Below are 14,950 nucleotides of genomic sequence, written 5' to 3' on the forward strand. Positions count from 1 at the left end.
GCATGCCCGAAGACAAGCAGACCAGATTGTTCCCACCGCTGAGGCTGATCGTGCTCGCGGCGCTCGCCGGTCTGGCTGTCGGCGCGGCTGCGGTATATGTCACTGGCGGGCTGGAACGCAACATGCCAGCCGATGCACCGCAAGCAATTGATGCCGCCGCCACACCGCAAGACACCGCCTGTGCCGCCAAGGCCGAGACGGCGAAGGCTGTCGCCGCGTCCGCAACTGGCGGCGTTGCCGCCATGTTGCCTGCCGATCCTCCGCGTTCGCTCGCATCGCTTGCCTTCAATGATCCAAGCGGCAAACCCATGACCCTCGCGGATCGTTCGGGCAAAACCGTACTGCTCAATCTATGGGCTACGTGGTGCGCGCCATGTCGTGCCGAGATGCCCGCACTCGATACATTGCAGCGGGAAAAGGGCAGCGATGCATTTGAAGTCATTGCCGTCAATGTCGATACAGGCGACGATACCAAGCCGCGAAAGTTTCTTGAGGAAACGAATGTGCATTCGTTGGCGTATTATCGCGAAAATACGCTTTCCCTTTTTGAGAGCCTGAAGAAGCAGGGGCTCGCGCTAGGTCTGCCCGTCACGCTCTTGATCGACAAGGAAGGCTGCCTCGTCGCCAGCATGAATGGCCCTGCCGAATGGTCCGGTGCGGATGCACATAGGCTGGTCGATAAAGCATTAGGCGGCTAATTTCCGTTACGTAAGATTTCTCTGGATAATTTCTACTTTTCCGTGTGGTTTCACAAAACCACAACAAAAGGATTGTGCGACCGTCACAATGCGGGAATACTCGCCTTGGCCGTTGGGAGCGAGGGCCACAAGTTGGTCCGGAGTTCCCTCCATTCCAACGACAAGGGAGTGAACAATGAATTTTAAAGGCGTTGCTGCCGGCTTTGCTGGCGTAGTCACCCTATTCTCCGCTTCATCCGCCTATGCCGTCACCGAAATAAGTTGGTGGCACGCCATGACCGGCGCAAACAACGAAGTCGTCGATCAACTTTCCAAGGAATTTAACGAGAGCCAGAGCGAATATAAGGTCACGCCGGTTTTCAAAGGCACTTATCCTGAAACGCTGAATGCTGGCATTGCCGCATTCCGTGCCAAGCAGGCTCCCACCATTATTCAGGTGTTCGATGCCGGAACGGGCACGATGATGGCCGCGGAAGGCGCCATCAAGCCGGTCGCCGATATTCTGTCGATGGGCGACAAACCGTTCGACAAGAGCCAATATCTGCCCGGCATCGTCGCTTATTATTCCAAGCCGGACGGCACGATGCTGTCATTCCCTTACAACTCTTCCTCGCCGATCCTCTATTACAACAAGGATATTTTCCAGAAGGCGGGCCTGGACGTCGACAATCCGCCAAAGACCTGGAACGAGGTTTGGGACGCAGCCAAGAAGATCAAATCTTCAGGTGCCGCGCCGTGCGGCTTCACCTCCACTTGGCTGACATGGATTCACACCGAGAACTTCGCCGCCTGGAACAATTATCAGTGGGGCACGCAGGAAAACGGGATCGCCGGCCCGAACGTCGAATTGAAGGTCAACGCCGAGCCATTCGTGAAGCATTTTCAGGCGCTTGCCGATCTCGCCAAGGATGGAACCTTCAAATATGGCGGGCGCACCTCCGAGGCGAAGCAAATCTTCCTTGCTGGTGAATGCGGTATCTTTACCGAGTCCTCCGGTGGCCTTGGCGATGTCATCAAATCCGGCATGAACTACGGCACGGGCATGTTGCCTTACGACACCGAGCCGCAGAACACGATCCCCGGTGGCGCGTCGCTTTGGGTTTTCGGAGGCAAGAGCGATGAGGAATACAAGGCTGTCGCAGCCTTCTTCAACTTCCTCTCGCAGACCGACATTCAGGCACGCCTGCATCAGGTTTCCGGCTATCTGCCTGTGACCATCGCAGCCTACGAAAAGACCAAGGCAGACGGATTCTATGAAAAGAACCCGGCCCGCGAAATTCCGATCAAGCAGATGATGGGCAAGGCTCCGACCGAAAATTCCAAGGGCGTGCGCCTGCCGAATCTTCCGCAGGTTCGTGACATCATGAACGAGGAATACGAGAAGATGTTGGCCGGTCAGGAAACGGCTCAGCAGGCAATGGACAATATCGTTGCGCGCGGCGACGCGGCCATCAAGGAAGCGAGCCAGTAAGCGGCGCGTTCTGGCGGGCAGGATTTGGGGTTTATTGACCCCTCATCCGCCTGCCTGCACCATCCCGCCCTCCGCTATGGTTCCGGGCGTTCGTCATTTGAAAAGCCCATTTTGGGGCTTTTCATCCGCTATGCGGACCATTCCTCACCCCCCAAGGGGAGAAGGGGCGTCGCAAGCGCTGGCTTTAATGGCCAACGTTGCAAGGTTTGTGGGGCGTTGGCGCTGCTCCCTTCTCCCCTTGAGGGAGAAGGTGCCGGCAGGCGGATGAGGGGTAGCAATTGAGCAACCAGCGGAGCACCTGTTGACCCCACGCGTTGTATTCCCGAACAAAATATTGCCGTATCTGTTGGTTGCTCCGCAGCTGGCAATCACGTTGGTGTTTTTTTATTGGCCTGCGAGTCAGGCACTTTACCAATCCATGCTGCGGGAAGACCCGTTCGGGCTGAAATCGAAATTCGTATGGTTCGATAATTTCAAGAAGGTTCTGGCGGACCCGAACTACATCAATTCCATTCACGTCACGGCTATATTCTCCATCGCGACTGCTTTGCTCTCGATGGTCGTCGCGCTGATCCTCGCCGTCATGGCCGACAAGGTGGTGCGCAGCCGCAATCTCTATCGCACACTGCTCATCTGGCCATATGCGGTTGCACCTGCCATTGCGGGCATGTTGTGGCTATTCCTGTTCAACCCGTCGATCGGCTCGCTGGCCTATGCACTTCGCTGGATGGGCATCCCTTGGGACCCTCTCCTGAAGGGCGATCAGGCAATGGTGCTGGTCGTCATGGCCGCGGCGTGGAAGCAAATCAGCTACAATTTCCTGTTCTTCGTCGCGGGGTTGCAAGCCATCCCCAAAACGTTGATCGAAGCTGCCGCCATTGACGGCGCGCGCGAGTTCAAGCGCTTCTGGACAATCGTATTTCCGCTGCTCGCCCCCACCACATTCTTCCTGCTGGTGGTGAATACCGTTTACGCCTTCTTCGACACCTTCGGCATCATTCATGCCGTCACCGGCGGCGGTCCCGGCAAGGCCACCGAAACGCTGGTCTACAAGGTCTACAATGACGGCTTCGTCAATCTGATCCTCGGCGATTCAGCCGCCCAATCGGTGATCCTGATGGTCATCGTCATCGCACTCACCGCCGTCCAGTTCCGCTATGTGGAAAGGAAGGTGCATTATGGCTGAGCCGAGCAAAGGCCACGACAAGCTGATGATCGGCCAGTCGCCGACCGGCATCTATATCGCCCATGCGATCTTGATTCTCGGCGTCATCGTCGTCGCCTTCCCGATTTATTACACCTTCGTTGCCTCAACCCATTCGCTGCAGACCATCCTGCGCCCGCCGCTGCCATTGCTGCCCGGCGATCGCTTCATCGAAAACTATTCAGAGGCGCTGTTCGGCGGGGTAGGGCGCATTGGCGGCGTGCCGGTCTGGACGCTGTTGTTCAACACGACCGTCGTGGCCTTGGGCATCGCCATCGGCAAGATCATCATTTCGATCCTGTCGGCCTATGCGATTGTGTTCTTTCGCTTTCCGCTGCGCATGACGTTTTTCTGGATCATCTTCATTACGCTCATGCTGCCGGTCGAGGTTCGCATTCTGCCGACCTATAAGGTGATGGTCGATCTCGGCCTGATCGACACCTATGCCGGCCTGATCGTGCCGCTCATCGCGTCGGCCACCGCAACGCTTCTGTTCCGGCAGTTTTTCCTTACCATTCCGGGCGAACTGGTCGAGGCCGCGCGCGTCGATGGCGCGGGGCCGTTTCGCTTTTTCAAGGATATTCTGCTGCCGCTGTCGCGCACCAACATCGCGGCGCTTTTCGTCATCCTCTTCATCTATGGCTGGACGCAATATCTTTGGCCGCTGCTCGTCACCAACGACAACCAGATGAACACCATCGTCATAGCGTTGAAGAAGATGGTCTCCTTCGCCGATGCCGACACCGAATGGCATCTGGTCATGGTCACGGCCATGCTCGCCATCGTGCCGCCCATCCTCGTGGTGGTGCTCATGCAGCGCTGGTTCGTGCGCGGTCTGGTCGATACTGAAAAGTGAGTTTTTGAATGGCCACTGTCGATTTGAAAGATGTGCGCAAGGTCTATCCCGGTGGGGTAGAGGCGGTTAAGGGCGTCTCGATCGCCATACCAGACAAGGCTTTGTGCGTATTGGTTGGTCCGTCCGGCTGCGGCAAGTCCACGCTGCTGCGCATGATCGCTGGGCTGGAAACCATCAGTGACGGCACCTGTGCATTTGACGGCAAGGTCGTCAACACCATTGGCCCGACCGAGCGAGACATCGCCATGGTGTTCCAGAACTACGCGCTCTATCCGCACATGAAGGTCTACGACAACATGGCATATGGCTTGCGCAATCGCGGCACGCCGAAAGACGAGATCGATCGCCGCGTTCGCGAAACCGCGAAGATCCTCGAACTCTCGCATCTTCTCGACCGCCGTCCGCGCGAGCTTTCCGGCGGGCAACGGCAGCGCGTTGCGATGGGCCGCGCCATTGTGCGCCAGCCGAAAGTGTTCCTCTTTGACGAACCGCTCTCCAACCTTGACGCCAAGCTGCGCGGGCAAATGCGTGTCGAAATCAAGAACCTCCAGCGCGCGCTCGGCGTGACCTCCGTTTACGTCACGCATGACCAGCTCGAAGCCATGACGCTCGCGGATATTCTGGTTGTGATGAACGCTGGAAAAGTGGAGCAGATGGGCAATCCGCTCGACATTTACGAGCAGCCCGCCTCCACCTTTGTCGCCAGTTTCATCGGCGCGCCGCCCATGAATCTCCTGCCGATCACTAATGGCAAATTCACGGATGGCTCGGCGCTATCGATCACCGCGCCCGCCGGTGCGACGATACTCGGCTTCCGGCCCGAAGATGCAGACGTCACCGAAAGCGCTCCAAAGCAAGGTCTCACGCTCCCCGCAAAAGTCGAGGGCGTCGAGCCGGTCGGCGCGGAAAGTTTTCTCTATTGCGCCGCCGCTGGCCAGCGCATCGTGGTGCGCGTAAGTGGTCGCGCCCTGCATGAAATCGGCGCAAAACTCACCGTCTCAGCCCCGCTCGAAAAGCTCCATTGGTTTGACAAGGATGGCAAGCGCGTCGGTTAAGACCAGCCAAGTACACGTTCAAGCGCAAGCTTTCCGCCTCCGAACACAACGAGGGTCAATGCCATCGCTGCCCACGGCAGATGGAAGTTTGCCCAGCCTTCCGGCACCGTGAGTTGAATGATTGCTGTCATTGCCAAAAGGCCCAACGCTGCAAACCGTGTGCCCAGACCGAGCACCAGCAATATGGGCAGCGTGATTTCCGCGATGCCCGACAGATGCGCCATCAGCGATGGGAACGGATAGGGATATTCGTTGCCAAGAATGTGCAGCTTGAACTCTTCGGAGAACAGATATTGCGCGCCCGCAGAGAGCGTCAGAAAGCCTTCCCATTTCGTCAAGCCCGACTTGAAGAATGGCACGGCCAGCGCAACGCGAAGCGCCAGCAGCGGCAGGCAGGAGGGTATTGCGGCAAGCGCGGCCTCCAGGCGCTTTATCGCGCTTCCGCCGAAATACCATGTGCCTGTTTGAGATATGTCGCTCATGTCGTTCCCTTTTCCTCAATGGCAGCGAACGCGCCCAGCGCGACAAGACCAACAAGCGCTGTCCCGAAATCGAAATGATCGTTCCGAGACAGCGCCTCTTGCCCCGCATCGCCAAGGTTGAAACCTGTGAAAAGTCGCTCCGCAAACAGCGCGTCTTGCACCGGGAGAATATGAACGTGAACGTCGGCAAATGGCCTCACGATAAGAATCGTTTCGGCTCCGCTCGCCGCAATGGGCGAAACTTCCGCCAGTTGATTTGCCGCCCAGATCGTACCGGCAGGATGGCTGCATTTGACGAGCATGGCCGAGGGATGCGCAATAAACCGGCATTGCATGGGCTGCCTCATCGCACCCAGATCACTTGCGGCAAGCACCGGCCCTTCGGCGGCGTGATATGCGTCGGTCCATCCGGCTTCCAGCCGTGCGACATCGGCAAGATATGACAGCCCGGCTGCTGGTTCGAAATTCTCGATGAAGCTTGGCAGCGCGTCGCCATACTCGAAAATGAGCGGTGATTTCGGCTTGTTTTCCGCAATGAAGGCGTGCGCCATCGCCCGGAAAAATACGTCCCCAACAATGCGCCGCGTCACGGGAAAGCGGCCTTCAAGCGCCTTTATCAGAGCCACGGATACGTTGTTTCGATACACGGCAAAGCGGCTTTGATCCGCTTCTCCGCGCGCCGTGGTCAGGCCGAGCGGCATTGTCTCCGGCCCGAACAACGCGGCTGCAAATTGCGCCTGGCTGGTTGCAACCATCTCACGCAACCTTGCGAGCAGACGCGCGCGCGAGCACGCCGTCAGCCTTGAGCGCTTCCGCGAAAAGTGTCTGCCAGTCCGGAATATTGTTGTCCCATTCGACCAATGTCGGTCGCGGCCCGCCGCGAGCAATTGTGTGTCGATAGAGTTTCAGAACATCATCCAGAACTGCGCTTCCATGCGCGTCGATCAACAGCCGTTCGCCCGCGCCGTCGAATGCCTCGTCATATCCAGCAAGGTGAATTTCGCCAACCCGATGCAGCGGAAACCGGTCAATATAGGCATACGGATCGAGGTGATGATTGACTGCTGAAACCATCACATTGTTTACGTCCAGAAGCAGGCCGCAACCCGTTCGCGCGGCAACAGCTTCCAGAAAGTCGATCTCATCAATCGTGCTTTCTTCAAACAGCACATAGGTCGAGGGATTTTCGAGCAGCATCTTGCGACCAAGCGCTTGCTGAACCTCGTCCACATGTTCTGCGACGCGATGCAACGTCGCCAGCGTATAGGGCAGGGGCAGGAGGTCGCTCAAAAATGCTGACTCATGCGTAGACCAGGCAAGATGCTCGGAAAAGCTGGCTGGCCGGTAACGCTCGTTGAGGTGCTTCAGTCGCGCAAGATGCGCTGTGTCGAGCGGGCCTTCTGCGCCGATTGAGAGCCCAACGCCGTGCAGGGAAATCGGATAGAGTTCCGAAATCCTTTCGAGATAGCGGTGCGGTGGTCCGCCTGCGCCCATATAGTTCTCTGCATGCACTTCAAAGAAGCCGATGTCTGGCTTCGTCTCGATTATGTCGCCGTAATGCTCGGGCTTTAACCCCACGCCCGCACGAATGGGCAGTGTGAAATCGCTCATCAGCCGCACTCCTCTAATGTGAAAGGGGAGCCGCGTGCGGCTCCCCATCGCATATGGTCACATCGGTTCGAGGGTGCCCTTGTGCCCGTCGACATTCATCGTCGTGCAGGTGCCAGCCGGTACGGCTTTCCAGGCCTTAGTGTTGTAGTCCATTTCAGAAGTTCCGGCGCAGCTTGTGCCTGCACCTGCGGCGCAGTCGTTCTGCCCTTTCAAGGCAATTCCGTAACACTTCTCCATACCCACCATCTTTTCGGCAGGCAGCGGAGCGGCGGACGCGGCAAGTGCAGTTGCGAGCGAACCAGCCAGAGCCAGTGCGAGCGTATTGCGGTTCATAGGAAACTCCTCTCTCGTTTGGCGAGGCTACAGTCGCCTCACCGTCAAGACTTCGCTGCCCCGCGCGAGGTTGTTACAGTCTGCCGAAATTTTTTCTTGCGACTTGGCTAATCGTGGCCGGGTGCGTAACAAATGACTGATGGTTGCGAATAGAAGGAAAGCGGGTAAGCGTGGAGCCTGATACCGAAGCCATGTTGGCGGGTTTGTTGCGGGCTTCGCTTGCCGGAGACGAAAAGGCTTACGCTGAGTTTTTGCACCGTGCCGCCGCGCTTGTTCGTGGCTTTGTGCGGCGCAAGGGCGGAATGGATACAGAGGACGTGGTGCAGGAAACGCTGCTGGCAATTCATCTCAAGAGGCACACATGGCGGCAGGAATCGCCCGTGCTGCCTTGGCTGTTTGCCATTGCTCGCTACAAGTTGATCGATGCATGGCGTCGTCGTGGTCGGCGCATCGATGTGGACATTGATGATTTCCGCGAAGTGATTGCCGCGCCAGAGCCGCAGGAGGCGCTGAACGAGCGCGATCTGGGGCGTGTGCTCGACGCCCTGCCTGCCGGACAGCGATCTGTGGTTTCGTCCATTTCGGTCGATGGCAACAGCATCAGCGAAACGGCTGAAAAGCTTGGCATGAACGAAACTGCTGTGCGTGTGGCACTGCACCGTGGTTTAAAGGCGCTCGCCTCGAAGTTTGGACGGGGGGGCGCATGAAGACCGACGACCTCATCTCCGCTTTGCAAGCCGACAGCGCTGTTCGTGACATGCAGCTTGCGAACGTTTGGAAAGCCGCGTTTGCCGCTGCTGTACTTGCTGCCGCGCTGGTCTTTTTTGCTATGCTCAGCCCGCGCGCAGACATCGCCGCTGCGCTGACTACAATGCGTTTTCCCTTCAAATTCGTGGTAACCATCGCGCTCGTGGTCAGTGCCGCACCCTTGCTCTTTTTGCTGGCGCGGCCTGGTCAGCGCTGGACTGCATCCACGCTTCTGGTCGTACCCGTTATAATCGCGCTTGGTGTGGGTATGGAGCTTTTCACGCTGCCGGCTGACGCGCTCAAATCCGCGTGGATCGGCAAAACCGCAATGTTCTGCATGGTTCTAATTCCGCTGATCGGCTTGGCGCCGCTTGCTATTTTTCTGGCAGCCCTGCGCTACGCCGCGCCTACTCGGCCTGTGCTTTCTGGAGCTGTCGCGGGCCTTCTGGCGGGGGGCATCGCCGCAACATTCTATGCCGCCCATTGCACGGATGACTCGCCGCTGTTTGTCGCCACCTGGTACACGCTGGGCGTGCTCGGCCTCGCCGCTATCGGCGCTCTTGTCGGCAAGTTTGTTTTGCGTTGGTAAAACATACCCCTCATGCTCCTGCCAGGTGGTGTCGGCAGGCGGATGAGGGGTAATGCCGGTAACATCAATGCTTTCGCGACAACTCACGCGTGGCGCTTTCCAGCCCTGACAGTGTCAGCGGAAACATGCGGCCGCCGAAAATATCGCTGACCAGCTTGGTGGAGTGCGTGTAGCCCCAATGTTCCTGCCGGGTCGGATTGATCCACACCGCATTCGGCCATTGCAGGAGCGCGCGTTGAAGCCACACCGCACCTGCCTCCTCATTCCAATGCTCGACCGAGCCACCGGGCGTCACGATCTCATACGGGCTCATCGCGGCGTCGCCGACAAACACCACCTTGTAGTCGTGCCCATATTTATGCAGCACGTCTAAGGTTGAAATCTTTTCGCCGTGTCGCCGCCTGTTGTCCTTCCACACGCCTTCATACAGGCAGTTGTGAAAATAGAAGAACTCCAACTGCCGAAATTCTGCCCGTGCCGCGGAGAACAATTCTTCCACGACCCGAATGTAATCGTCCATTGAGCCGCCCACATCGAAGAACATCAGCAACTTCACCGCATTGCGCCGTTCAGGTCGCGTCTGCACGTCGAGATAGCCATGCTCAGCAGTTGCGTGGATTGTGCCGGGCAGGTCCAACTCCTCAACCGCGCCATCGCGCACCCAGCGCCGCAGGCGTTTCAACGCGACCTTGATGTTGCGCGTGCCAAGCTCGACCGAATCGTCGAAATTCTTGAATTCGCGCTTGTCCCAGACCTTCACCGCGCGGCGGTGGCGGCTTGTCTCCTGACCAATTCGAATGCCTTCCGGGTTGTAGCCATAAGCGCCGAACGGCGAAGTCCCGCCCGTGCCGATCCATTTGCTGCCGCCCTGATGTCGCCCTTTCTGCTCTTGCAGACGCTGCTTCAAGGTTTCCATCAGTTTGTCGAAGCCACCAAGCGCCTCTACCAGTTTCTTCTCTTCCTCGGTCAGATGTTTTTCCGCGAGCCTGCGCAGCCACTCTTCCGGTATGTTGGCAACGTCCACACCACCATCCCCAGCGATACCCTCGACGCCTCGAAACACATGCGCGAAAACGCGGTCGAACCGGTCGATATGCCGTTCGTCCTTCACCAATGCCGCGCGCGCAAGATAGTAGAAGCCCTCTACATCATAGGTGACGAGGTCGGCCTCCATGCCTTCCAGCAATGTCAGATATTCGCGCAGCGAAACGGGCACGCGAGCCATTTTGAGTTCAAGGAAAAAATGTATGAACATAAACGCTAAACTTGTCTCTATCGCTTCTACGGAATCTTAGCGCGGCTGGTTTATTAGGTCATCATGGATTTAAGCAGTCTCGAAACGCTAAACCGTGTTGCCTATCAAGCGCTTGGCGATTGGTGGCAGGATGAACGCCGTAACTGGTGTGCCTATTGCGGCATCGAGATGCAGCGATGGTGCGGCAAGGGAACAATTCCGGGCCGTCAGGCCACGCGCGACCACGTCATCTCCAAGGCACATCGCGGCGGGCGGCTCACAATTCCAGCCTGCCGTGCATGCAATGAAGCCAAAGGCTCCAAATTCGTAGCAGAGTTTCTGGACAGCGAATATTTGAAAGAGAAGCGCGAAGGCCAGAACGTACATTGCTGGCCTATCGAAGCGCTGTGGGCGGTCGCCGGAATTTCCGCAATCAGAACGGCGCTAAGCCTGTCGATCTCAACTGCACGAATTGCGCCTGCGCGACAGTTCAAAGCAGATCATATTCAATAAAGCCGGTTCGCCGCGACACCCGATCATAGAGCGCGCGTGCCGTGTCGTTTGTCTCGTGCGTCATCCAGTAAACATTGGTAACGCCGCGCTCTGCCGCCGCCTGTCTCACCGCTTCGATTAAAGCCGCACCGACGCCTTTGCCACGCGCGGAGGCATCGGTGAAAAGATCCTGCAAATAGCAATTGCCTTCCGGCGACCACATCGAGCGATGGTATAGGTAGTGCACAAGCCCGACAGCTTTGCCATCGACAAAGGCGATAAAGCCGCGCGGCTCAAACTCGCCCTCGGTGAACAGCCGTTGCCAGCTCGTTTCGTACACCTGCTCCGGCACTTTTGTTTTGTAAAATTCGAGATAGGCAGTCCAAAGCCGCTTCCATTCGGCGTGGTCGCCTTTTTCTATCGGTCGAATCTCAACGCTCATACCTCAGCCTCCCTGACGGCGTGCCATGAAAGCCAGCCGCTCAAACAAATGCACGTCCTGTTCGTTCTTCAGCAATGCGCCATGCAGGCGGGGCAGGGCGTTTTTAGCGTCGCCGCGCAGGTCCGCCGGGTCCACATCCTCTGCGACCAGCAGCCGAATCCAGTCCAGCGCTTCCGAGGTCGAGGGACGCTTCTTCAATCCCGGTACGTCGCGGATTTCATAGAACTGCGTCAGCGCCTCACGCACCAGCCTCTGCTTTATCCCCGGATAGTGCACCTCCACGATGCGCTGCAGCGTCTCCACATCGGGGAAGCGGATATAATGGAAGAAACAGCGGCGCAGGAATGCATCCGGCAGTTCCTTCTCATTGTTCGAGGTAATGATGACGATCGGGCGCTGCCTTGCGCGGATCGTCTCGCCTGTTTCGTAGACGAAGAAATCCATGCGGTCGAGTTCCTGCAGCAGATCGTTCGGAAACTCGATGTCGGCCTTGTCGATTTCATCGATCAGCAGCACGACTTTCTTGTCGGCGGCAAACGCATCCCACAGCTTGCCGCGCTTGATGTAGTTGTGAATGTCGTTGAAGCGCTCATCGCCCAATTGGCTGTCGCGCAGGCGCGAAACAGCGTCATACTCGTAAAGACCCTGCTGCGCCTTGGTGGTGGATTTCACGTTCCACTCGATCAGGTCCAACCCGAGCGCCGAAGCCACCTGTCGCGCAAGCTCGGTCTTGCCAGTGCCTGGCTCGCCTTTCACCAGCAGTGGCCGCTCCAGCGCGATAGCGGCATTGACAGCCACCATCAAATCCTTGTCCGCAACATAGTCGCGGGTGCCTTCAAAACGCATGGCCGTCCTCAGCGCGTGGGAACGGGATGTTCGCCGCGATAGTCGTAGAAGCCGCGACCGGCCTTGCGGCCCAGCCATCCGGCTTCAACATATTTCACCAGAAGCGGGCAGGGGCGATATTTCGAATCGGACAGCCCATCATGCAGAACCTGCATGATCGAAAGGCAGGTATCCAACCCGATGAAGTCGGCCAGTTGCAGCGGCCCCATCGGATGGTTTGCACCCAGCTTCATCGCCGTATCGATGGCCTCGACCGAACCCACTCCTTCATACAGCGTGTAGATCGCCTCATTGATCATCGGCAGCAAAATGCGATTGACGATGAACGCCGGGAAGTCTTCCGAGAGTGTCACCGTCTTGTCGAGCCGATGGACAAATTCCTTCGCGGCTTCAAACGTCGCGTCTTCCGTCGCTATGCCGCGCACCAGTTCCACCAGCTTCATAACCGGAACCGGGTTCATGAAGTGGATGCCGATAAAGCGCTCGGCGCGGTCGGTCTGCGCCGCGAGCCGCGTGATCGAAATCGAAGACGTATTGGTCGCCAGAATGGCTTCCGGATTGAGCTGCGGGCAAAGCTCCTGGAAAATCTTGCGCTTCACCTCTTCATTCTCGGTCGCAGCCTCGATCACGAGGTCGGCGCCAGCCAAGTCGGCCATGGAATGCGCGGGCGAAATATGCGCGAGCGCATCCTTGCGCACTTTATCGTCCAGCTTGCCGGACGCGACCTGCCGGGCAAGGTTCCCGTTAATCGTCGCCAGCCCCTTTTCTATGCGATCTTCGGAAACGTCATAGAGCAGCACGTCATAGCCAGAGGTCGCAGCCACATGGGCGATGCCGCCGCCCATTTGGCCCGCACCGATGATGCCGACCGTCTTGATTTTCGTCATTTCCGATACCCGCCGGATCTGTCTGATTAATGTTGCAGCGCAAACTAAAGGGCCGGAGTGGCTTTCGTCCACCCCGGCCCATCAATTTTGCGTGTCGCCGACCGAAAGTCAAAGCGCCTTTTGCAGTTCCGGCAGGATGACGAAGAGGTCGCCCACGATGCCGTAATCCGCAACCTGGAAGATCGGCGCTTCTTCGTCCTTGTTGATAGCCACGATGACCTTGGAGTCCTTCATGCCCGCAAGGTGCTGGATCGCGCCCGAAATACCGGCTGCGATGTAAAGCTCAGGCGCAACAACCTTGCCGGTCTGGCCTACCTGCCAGTCGTTCGGGGCATAGCCCGCATCGACCGCTGCACGGCTCGCGCCGACCGCCGCACCGAGTTTATCCGCTACCGGCAGGATGACTTCCTGGAACTTCTCCGCCGAACCCAGCGCACGACCACCGGAAATGATGATCTTTGCCGACGTGAGTTCCGGGCGGTCGCTTTCAGAAAGCTTGTTTTCGATGAAGGTCGAAAGACCGGGGTTGGCCGCAGCCTTTACCGTCTCCACCTTGGCCGACCCGCCTTCACCCGCTGCCGGGAAGGAAGCCGTGCGAACCGTTACGACCTTTTTGCCATCGGTTGCCTGCACCGTCTGGATCGCGTTGCCTGCATAGATCGGGCGCTTGAACGTGTCCGGCGAAACGACTTCGATGATTTCCGAAACCTGCATCACGTCCAGCAGCGCAGCAACGCGCGGCAGCACGTTCTTGCCTGTCGTGGTGGCCGGCGCGACGATGGTGTCATAGTCGCCAGCCAGCGAAACGACGAGATCGGCTGTCGGTTCTGCGAGACGCTCGGCCAGTTCATCGGCCTCGGCCAGCAGCACCTTGCGCACGCCCTTCAGCTTGGCCGCCGCATCGGCAGCGGCCTTGGCGCCCTTGCCGGCAACCAGCACATCCACATCCGAACCGATTTTCAGTGCAGCAGAAAGCGCTTTTGCCGTCTGATCCGACAGCGAAGCATTGTCATGTTCAGCGACGAGAAGAATTGCCATTATGTCTATTCCTTTCTATCGCTCTTAAATCACGCCAGCGGATTTCAGGCTGGAAACCAGTTCCGCCACATCCTTGACCTTGACGCCTGCCTTGCGGCCACCCGGCTCCTCGGTCTTCACCACTTTGAGGCGCGGCTTGAGGTCAGCACCGAAATCAGCAGCCGATTTTTCGTCCAGCGGCTTCTTCTTTGCCTTCATGATGTTCGGCAGCGAAGCATAGCGCGGCTGGTTCAAGCGAAGATCGACCGTCACAATCGCCGGCATCTTCAGGTCAATCGTCTGCAAGCCACCGTCGACTTCGCGCGTGACCTTGGCCTTGTCGCCGTTGATCTCAACCTTGGAAGCAAATGTGCCCTGTGCCCAGCCGAGCAGCGCGGCCAGCATCTGGCCCGTCTGGTTGGCGTCGTCGTCAATGGCCTGCTTGCCAAGGATCACAAGACCCGGCTTCTCGGCATCCACAACGCCTTTCAGCACCTTGGCGACGCCCAGCGGCTCTGCCGTCTCGTCCGTTTTGACGAGAATGGCACGGTCGGCACCCATGGCAAGCGCGGTGCGCAGCGTTTCCTGCGCCTGTGCCGGGCCAATGGAAACCACGATGATTTCCTCAACCTTGCCTGCGTCCTTCAGACGGATCGCTTCTTCGACTGCAATCTCATCAAATGGGTTCATCGCCATTTTTACATTGGCGAGTTCGACCCCGGAACCGTCGCCTTTGACGCGGACCTTAACATTGGCATCAACAACCCGCTTAACCGGGACGAGAACTTTCATCTGTCAATCACCTCTTATCCGGGACTTGGTGGCGAATATCACCACACCGGTCCTGTCGCTTGCCGATCGCCGACATTTTTGGCGTCAATCATGTCGCTGTCATTCGCTGGACGCCCACATTCAAGGGGCGGATGGCTCGAAAGCGCGCGGGACCGTAGTTTGCGCATTTCGGCGCGTCAATATCGTTGGGGCTC

The 14,950-nt window shown here is 58.0% G+C and carries 18 protein-coding genes; 8 read left to right on the forward strand and 10 right to left on the reverse strand.

The genetic code is table 11. The features are described from left to right. Window positions 1–2 precede the first annotated feature (2 nt). The 5 genes from tlpA (at window position 3) to DY251_RS10115 (ending at window position 5,284) form a co-directional block, all read left to right on the forward strand. Window positions 3–698: a thiol:disulfide interchange protein TlpA gene (gene tlpA, locus DY251_RS10095; RefSeq protein WP_116623753.1), complete on the forward strand. Its 696-nt coding sequence runs from the start codon at window positions 3–5 to the stop codon at window positions 696–698. Window positions 699–873: 175 nt separating this feature from the next. Further along, complete coding sequence (gene ugpB / locus DY251_RS10100; protein WP_116623754.1) at window positions 874–2,169, forward strand: sn-glycerol-3-phosphate ABC transporter substrate-binding protein UgpB; 1,296 nt, start codon at window positions 874–876, stop codon at window positions 2,167–2,169. A gap of 301 nt (window positions 2,170–2,470) precedes the next feature. Next, on the forward strand, window positions 2,471–3,355 hold the full coding sequence (ugpA, locus tag DY251_RS10105) for a sn-glycerol-3-phosphate ABC transporter permease UgpA (protein ID WP_116623755.1): 885 nt from the start codon (window positions 2,471–2,473) through the stop codon (window positions 3,353–3,355). Between the two features lie 25 nt (window positions 3,356–3,380). Next, window positions 3,381–4,229, forward strand: coding sequence for a sn-glycerol-3-phosphate ABC transporter permease UgpE (gene ugpE, locus DY251_RS10110; protein ID WP_116623841.1), 849 nt, complete (start codon window positions 3,381–3,383; stop codon window positions 4,227–4,229). Window positions 4,230–4,237: 8 nt separating this feature from the next. Continuing rightward, entirely contained in the window at window positions 4,238–5,284 is a 1,047-nt protein-coding gene (locus DY251_RS10115; RefSeq protein ID WP_116623756.1) for a sn-glycerol-3-phosphate import ATP-binding protein UgpC, read from the forward strand. Here the strand turns inward: DY251_RS10115 and DY251_RS10120 are convergent. From DY251_RS10120 to DY251_RS10135, 4 genes are read right to left on the reverse strand one after another with little or no spacing between them, the layout of a single operon-like run. Further along, complete coding sequence (locus DY251_RS10120; RefSeq protein WP_116623757.1) at window positions 5,281–5,766, reverse strand: DoxX family protein; 486 nt, start codon at window positions 5,764–5,766, stop codon at window positions 5,281–5,283. The genes DY251_RS10115 and DY251_RS10120 overlap by 4 nt on opposite strands. Beyond that, complete coding sequence (locus DY251_RS10125) at window positions 5,763–6,521, reverse strand: HvfC/BufC N-terminal domain-containing protein (protein WP_116623758.1); 759 nt, start codon at window positions 6,519–6,521, stop codon at window positions 5,763–5,765. The genes DY251_RS10120 and DY251_RS10125 overlap by 4 nt, the downstream gene beginning before the upstream one ends. A 1-nt stretch (window position 6,522) precedes the next feature. Next, window positions 6,523–7,377 carry an MNIO family bufferin maturase gene (gene bufB / locus DY251_RS10130; protein ID WP_116623759.1) on the reverse strand — a complete coding sequence of 285 codons (855 nt, stop codon included), beginning with the start codon at window positions 7,375–7,377 and terminating at the stop codon, window positions 6,523–6,525. 57 nt (window positions 7,378–7,434) lie between these two features. Further along, entirely contained in the window at window positions 7,435–7,710 is a 276-nt protein-coding gene (locus tag DY251_RS10135) for a BufA1 family periplasmic bufferin-type metallophore (protein ID WP_116623760.1), read from the reverse strand. A gap of 191 nt (window positions 7,711–7,901) precedes the next feature. On the opposite strand from DY251_RS10135, the gene DY251_RS10140 reads away from it, so the two are divergent. After that, complete coding sequence (locus tag DY251_RS10140; RefSeq protein WP_116623761.1) at window positions 7,902–8,417, forward strand: sigma-70 family RNA polymerase sigma factor; 516 nt, start codon at window positions 7,902–7,904, stop codon at window positions 8,415–8,417. Next, window positions 8,414–9,046, forward strand: coding sequence for an NrsF family protein (locus tag DY251_RS10145; protein WP_116623762.1), 633 nt, complete (start codon window positions 8,414–8,416; stop codon window positions 9,044–9,046). Before DY251_RS10140 ends, DY251_RS10145 begins: the two co-directional genes overlap by 4 nt. 64 nt (window positions 9,047–9,110) lie before the next feature. Here the strand turns inward: DY251_RS10145 and DY251_RS10150 are convergent, their stop codons facing one another. Next, complete coding sequence (locus DY251_RS10150) at window positions 9,111–10,301, reverse strand: vWA domain-containing protein (protein WP_116623763.1); 1,191 nt, start codon at window positions 10,299–10,301, stop codon at window positions 9,111–9,113. 63 nt (window positions 10,302–10,364) lie between these two features. On the opposite strand from DY251_RS10150, the gene DY251_RS10155 reads away from it, so the two are divergent. Further along, window positions 10,365–10,793, forward strand: a complete 429-nt coding sequence (locus DY251_RS10155; protein WP_116623764.1) for an HNH endonuclease — start codon at window positions 10,365–10,367, stop codon at window positions 10,791–10,793. Here the strand turns inward: DY251_RS10155 and DY251_RS10160 are convergent. The 5 genes from DY251_RS10160 to DY251_RS10180 form a co-directional block, all read right to left on the reverse strand. Beyond that, on the reverse strand, window positions 10,771–11,214 hold the full coding sequence (locus tag DY251_RS10160; protein ID WP_116623765.1) for a GNAT family N-acetyltransferase: 444 nt from the start codon (window positions 11,212–11,214) through the stop codon (window positions 10,771–10,773). The two genes, DY251_RS10155 and DY251_RS10160, sit on opposite strands and share 23 nt — an antisense overlap. A 3-nt stretch (window positions 11,215–11,217) precedes the next feature. After that, window positions 11,218–12,060: an AAA family ATPase gene (locus DY251_RS10165; RefSeq protein WP_116623766.1), complete on the reverse strand. Its 843-nt coding sequence runs from the start codon at window positions 12,058–12,060 to the stop codon at window positions 11,218–11,220. 8 nt (window positions 12,061–12,068) lie between these two features. Further along, the gene (locus tag DY251_RS10170) at window positions 12,069–12,947 is read right to left on the reverse strand and encodes a 3-hydroxybutyryl-CoA dehydrogenase (RefSeq protein ID WP_116623767.1); all 879 of its coding nucleotides are present in this window, start codon (window positions 12,945–12,947) and stop codon (window positions 12,069–12,071) included. A 108-nt stretch (window positions 12,948–13,055) separates the two neighbouring features. Beyond that, window positions 13,056–13,985 (reverse strand): electron transfer flavoprotein subunit alpha/FixB family protein, encoded by a 930-nt coding sequence (locus tag DY251_RS10175; RefSeq protein WP_116623768.1) that lies wholly within the window; start codon window positions 13,983–13,985, stop codon window positions 13,056–13,058. A gap of 24 nt (window positions 13,986–14,009) precedes the next feature. Next, window positions 14,010–14,756 (reverse strand): electron transfer flavoprotein subunit beta/FixA family protein, encoded by a 747-nt coding sequence (locus DY251_RS10180; protein ID WP_116623769.1) that lies wholly within the window; start codon window positions 14,754–14,756, stop codon window positions 14,010–14,012. Between the last annotated feature and the right edge of the window lie 194 nt (window positions 14,757–14,950).

It is taken from the genome of Mesorhizobium denitrificans (assembly GCF_003403035.1).
Classification (GTDB): domain Bacteria; phylum Pseudomonadota; class Alphaproteobacteria; order Rhizobiales; family Rhizobiaceae; genus Mesorhizobium_G; species Mesorhizobium_G denitrificans.

Excerpts from the sequence above, each read along its gene's own strand:
- DY251_RS10170 (WP_116623767.1), bottom strand. The coding sequence starts at position 12,947 with ATGACGAAAATCAAGACGGTCGGCATCATCGGTGCGGGCCAAATGGGC.
- DY251_RS10175 (WP_116623768.1), bottom strand. The coding sequence starts at position 13,985 with ATGGCAATTCTTCTCGTCGCTGAACATGACAATGCTTCGCTGTCGGAT.
- DY251_RS10155 (WP_116623764.1), top strand. The coding sequence starts at position 10,365 with ATGGATTTAAGCAGTCTCGAAACGCTAAACCGTGTTGCCTATCAAGCG.
- DY251_RS10125 (WP_116623758.1), bottom strand. The coding sequence starts at position 6,521 with ATGGTTGCAACCAGCCAGGCGCAATTTGCAGCCGCGTTGTTCGGGCCG.
- DY251_RS10145 (WP_116623762.1), top strand. The coding sequence starts at position 8,414 with ATGAAGACCGACGACCTCATCTCCGCTTTGCAAGCCGACAGCGCTGTT.
- DY251_RS10140 (WP_116623761.1), top strand. The coding sequence starts at position 7,902 with ATGTTGGCGGGTTTGTTGCGGGCTTCGCTTGCCGGAGACGAAAAGGCT.
- ugpB (WP_116623754.1), top strand. The coding sequence starts at position 874 with ATGAATTTTAAAGGCGTTGCTGCCGGCTTTGCTGGCGTAGTCACCCTA.
- DY251_RS10150 (WP_116623763.1), bottom strand. The coding sequence starts at position 10,301 with ATGTTCATACATTTTTTCCTTGAACTCAAAATGGCTCGCGTGCCCGTT.
- DY251_RS10135 (WP_116623760.1), bottom strand. The coding sequence starts at position 7,710 with ATGAACCGCAATACGCTCGCACTGGCTCTGGCTGGTTCGCTCGCAACT.
- DY251_RS10165 (WP_116623766.1), bottom strand. The coding sequence starts at position 12,060 with ATGCGTTTTGAAGGCACCCGCGACTATGTTGCGGACAAGGATTTGATG.
- DY251_RS10160 (WP_116623765.1), bottom strand. The coding sequence starts at position 11,214 with ATGAGCGTTGAGATTCGACCGATAGAAAAAGGCGACCACGCCGAATGG.
- DY251_RS10120 (WP_116623757.1), bottom strand. The coding sequence starts at position 5,766 with ATGAGCGACATATCTCAAACAGGCACATGGTATTTCGGCGGAAGCGCG.
- DY251_RS10115 (WP_116623756.1), top strand. The coding sequence starts at position 4,238 with ATGGCCACTGTCGATTTGAAAGATGTGCGCAAGGTCTATCCCGGTGGG.
- bufB (WP_116623759.1), bottom strand. The coding sequence starts at position 7,377 with ATGAGCGATTTCACACTGCCCATTCGTGCGGGCGTGGGGTTAAAGCCC.
- tlpA (WP_116623753.1), top strand. The coding sequence starts at position 3 with ATGCCCGAAGACAAGCAGACCAGATTGTTCCCACCGCTGAGGCTGATC.
- DY251_RS10180 (WP_116623769.1), bottom strand. The coding sequence starts at position 14,756 with ATGAAAGTTCTCGTCCCGGTTAAGCGGGTTGTTGATGCCAATGTTAAG.
- ugpE (WP_116623841.1), top strand. The coding sequence starts at position 3,381 with ATGATCGGCCAGTCGCCGACCGGCATCTATATCGCCCATGCGATCTTG.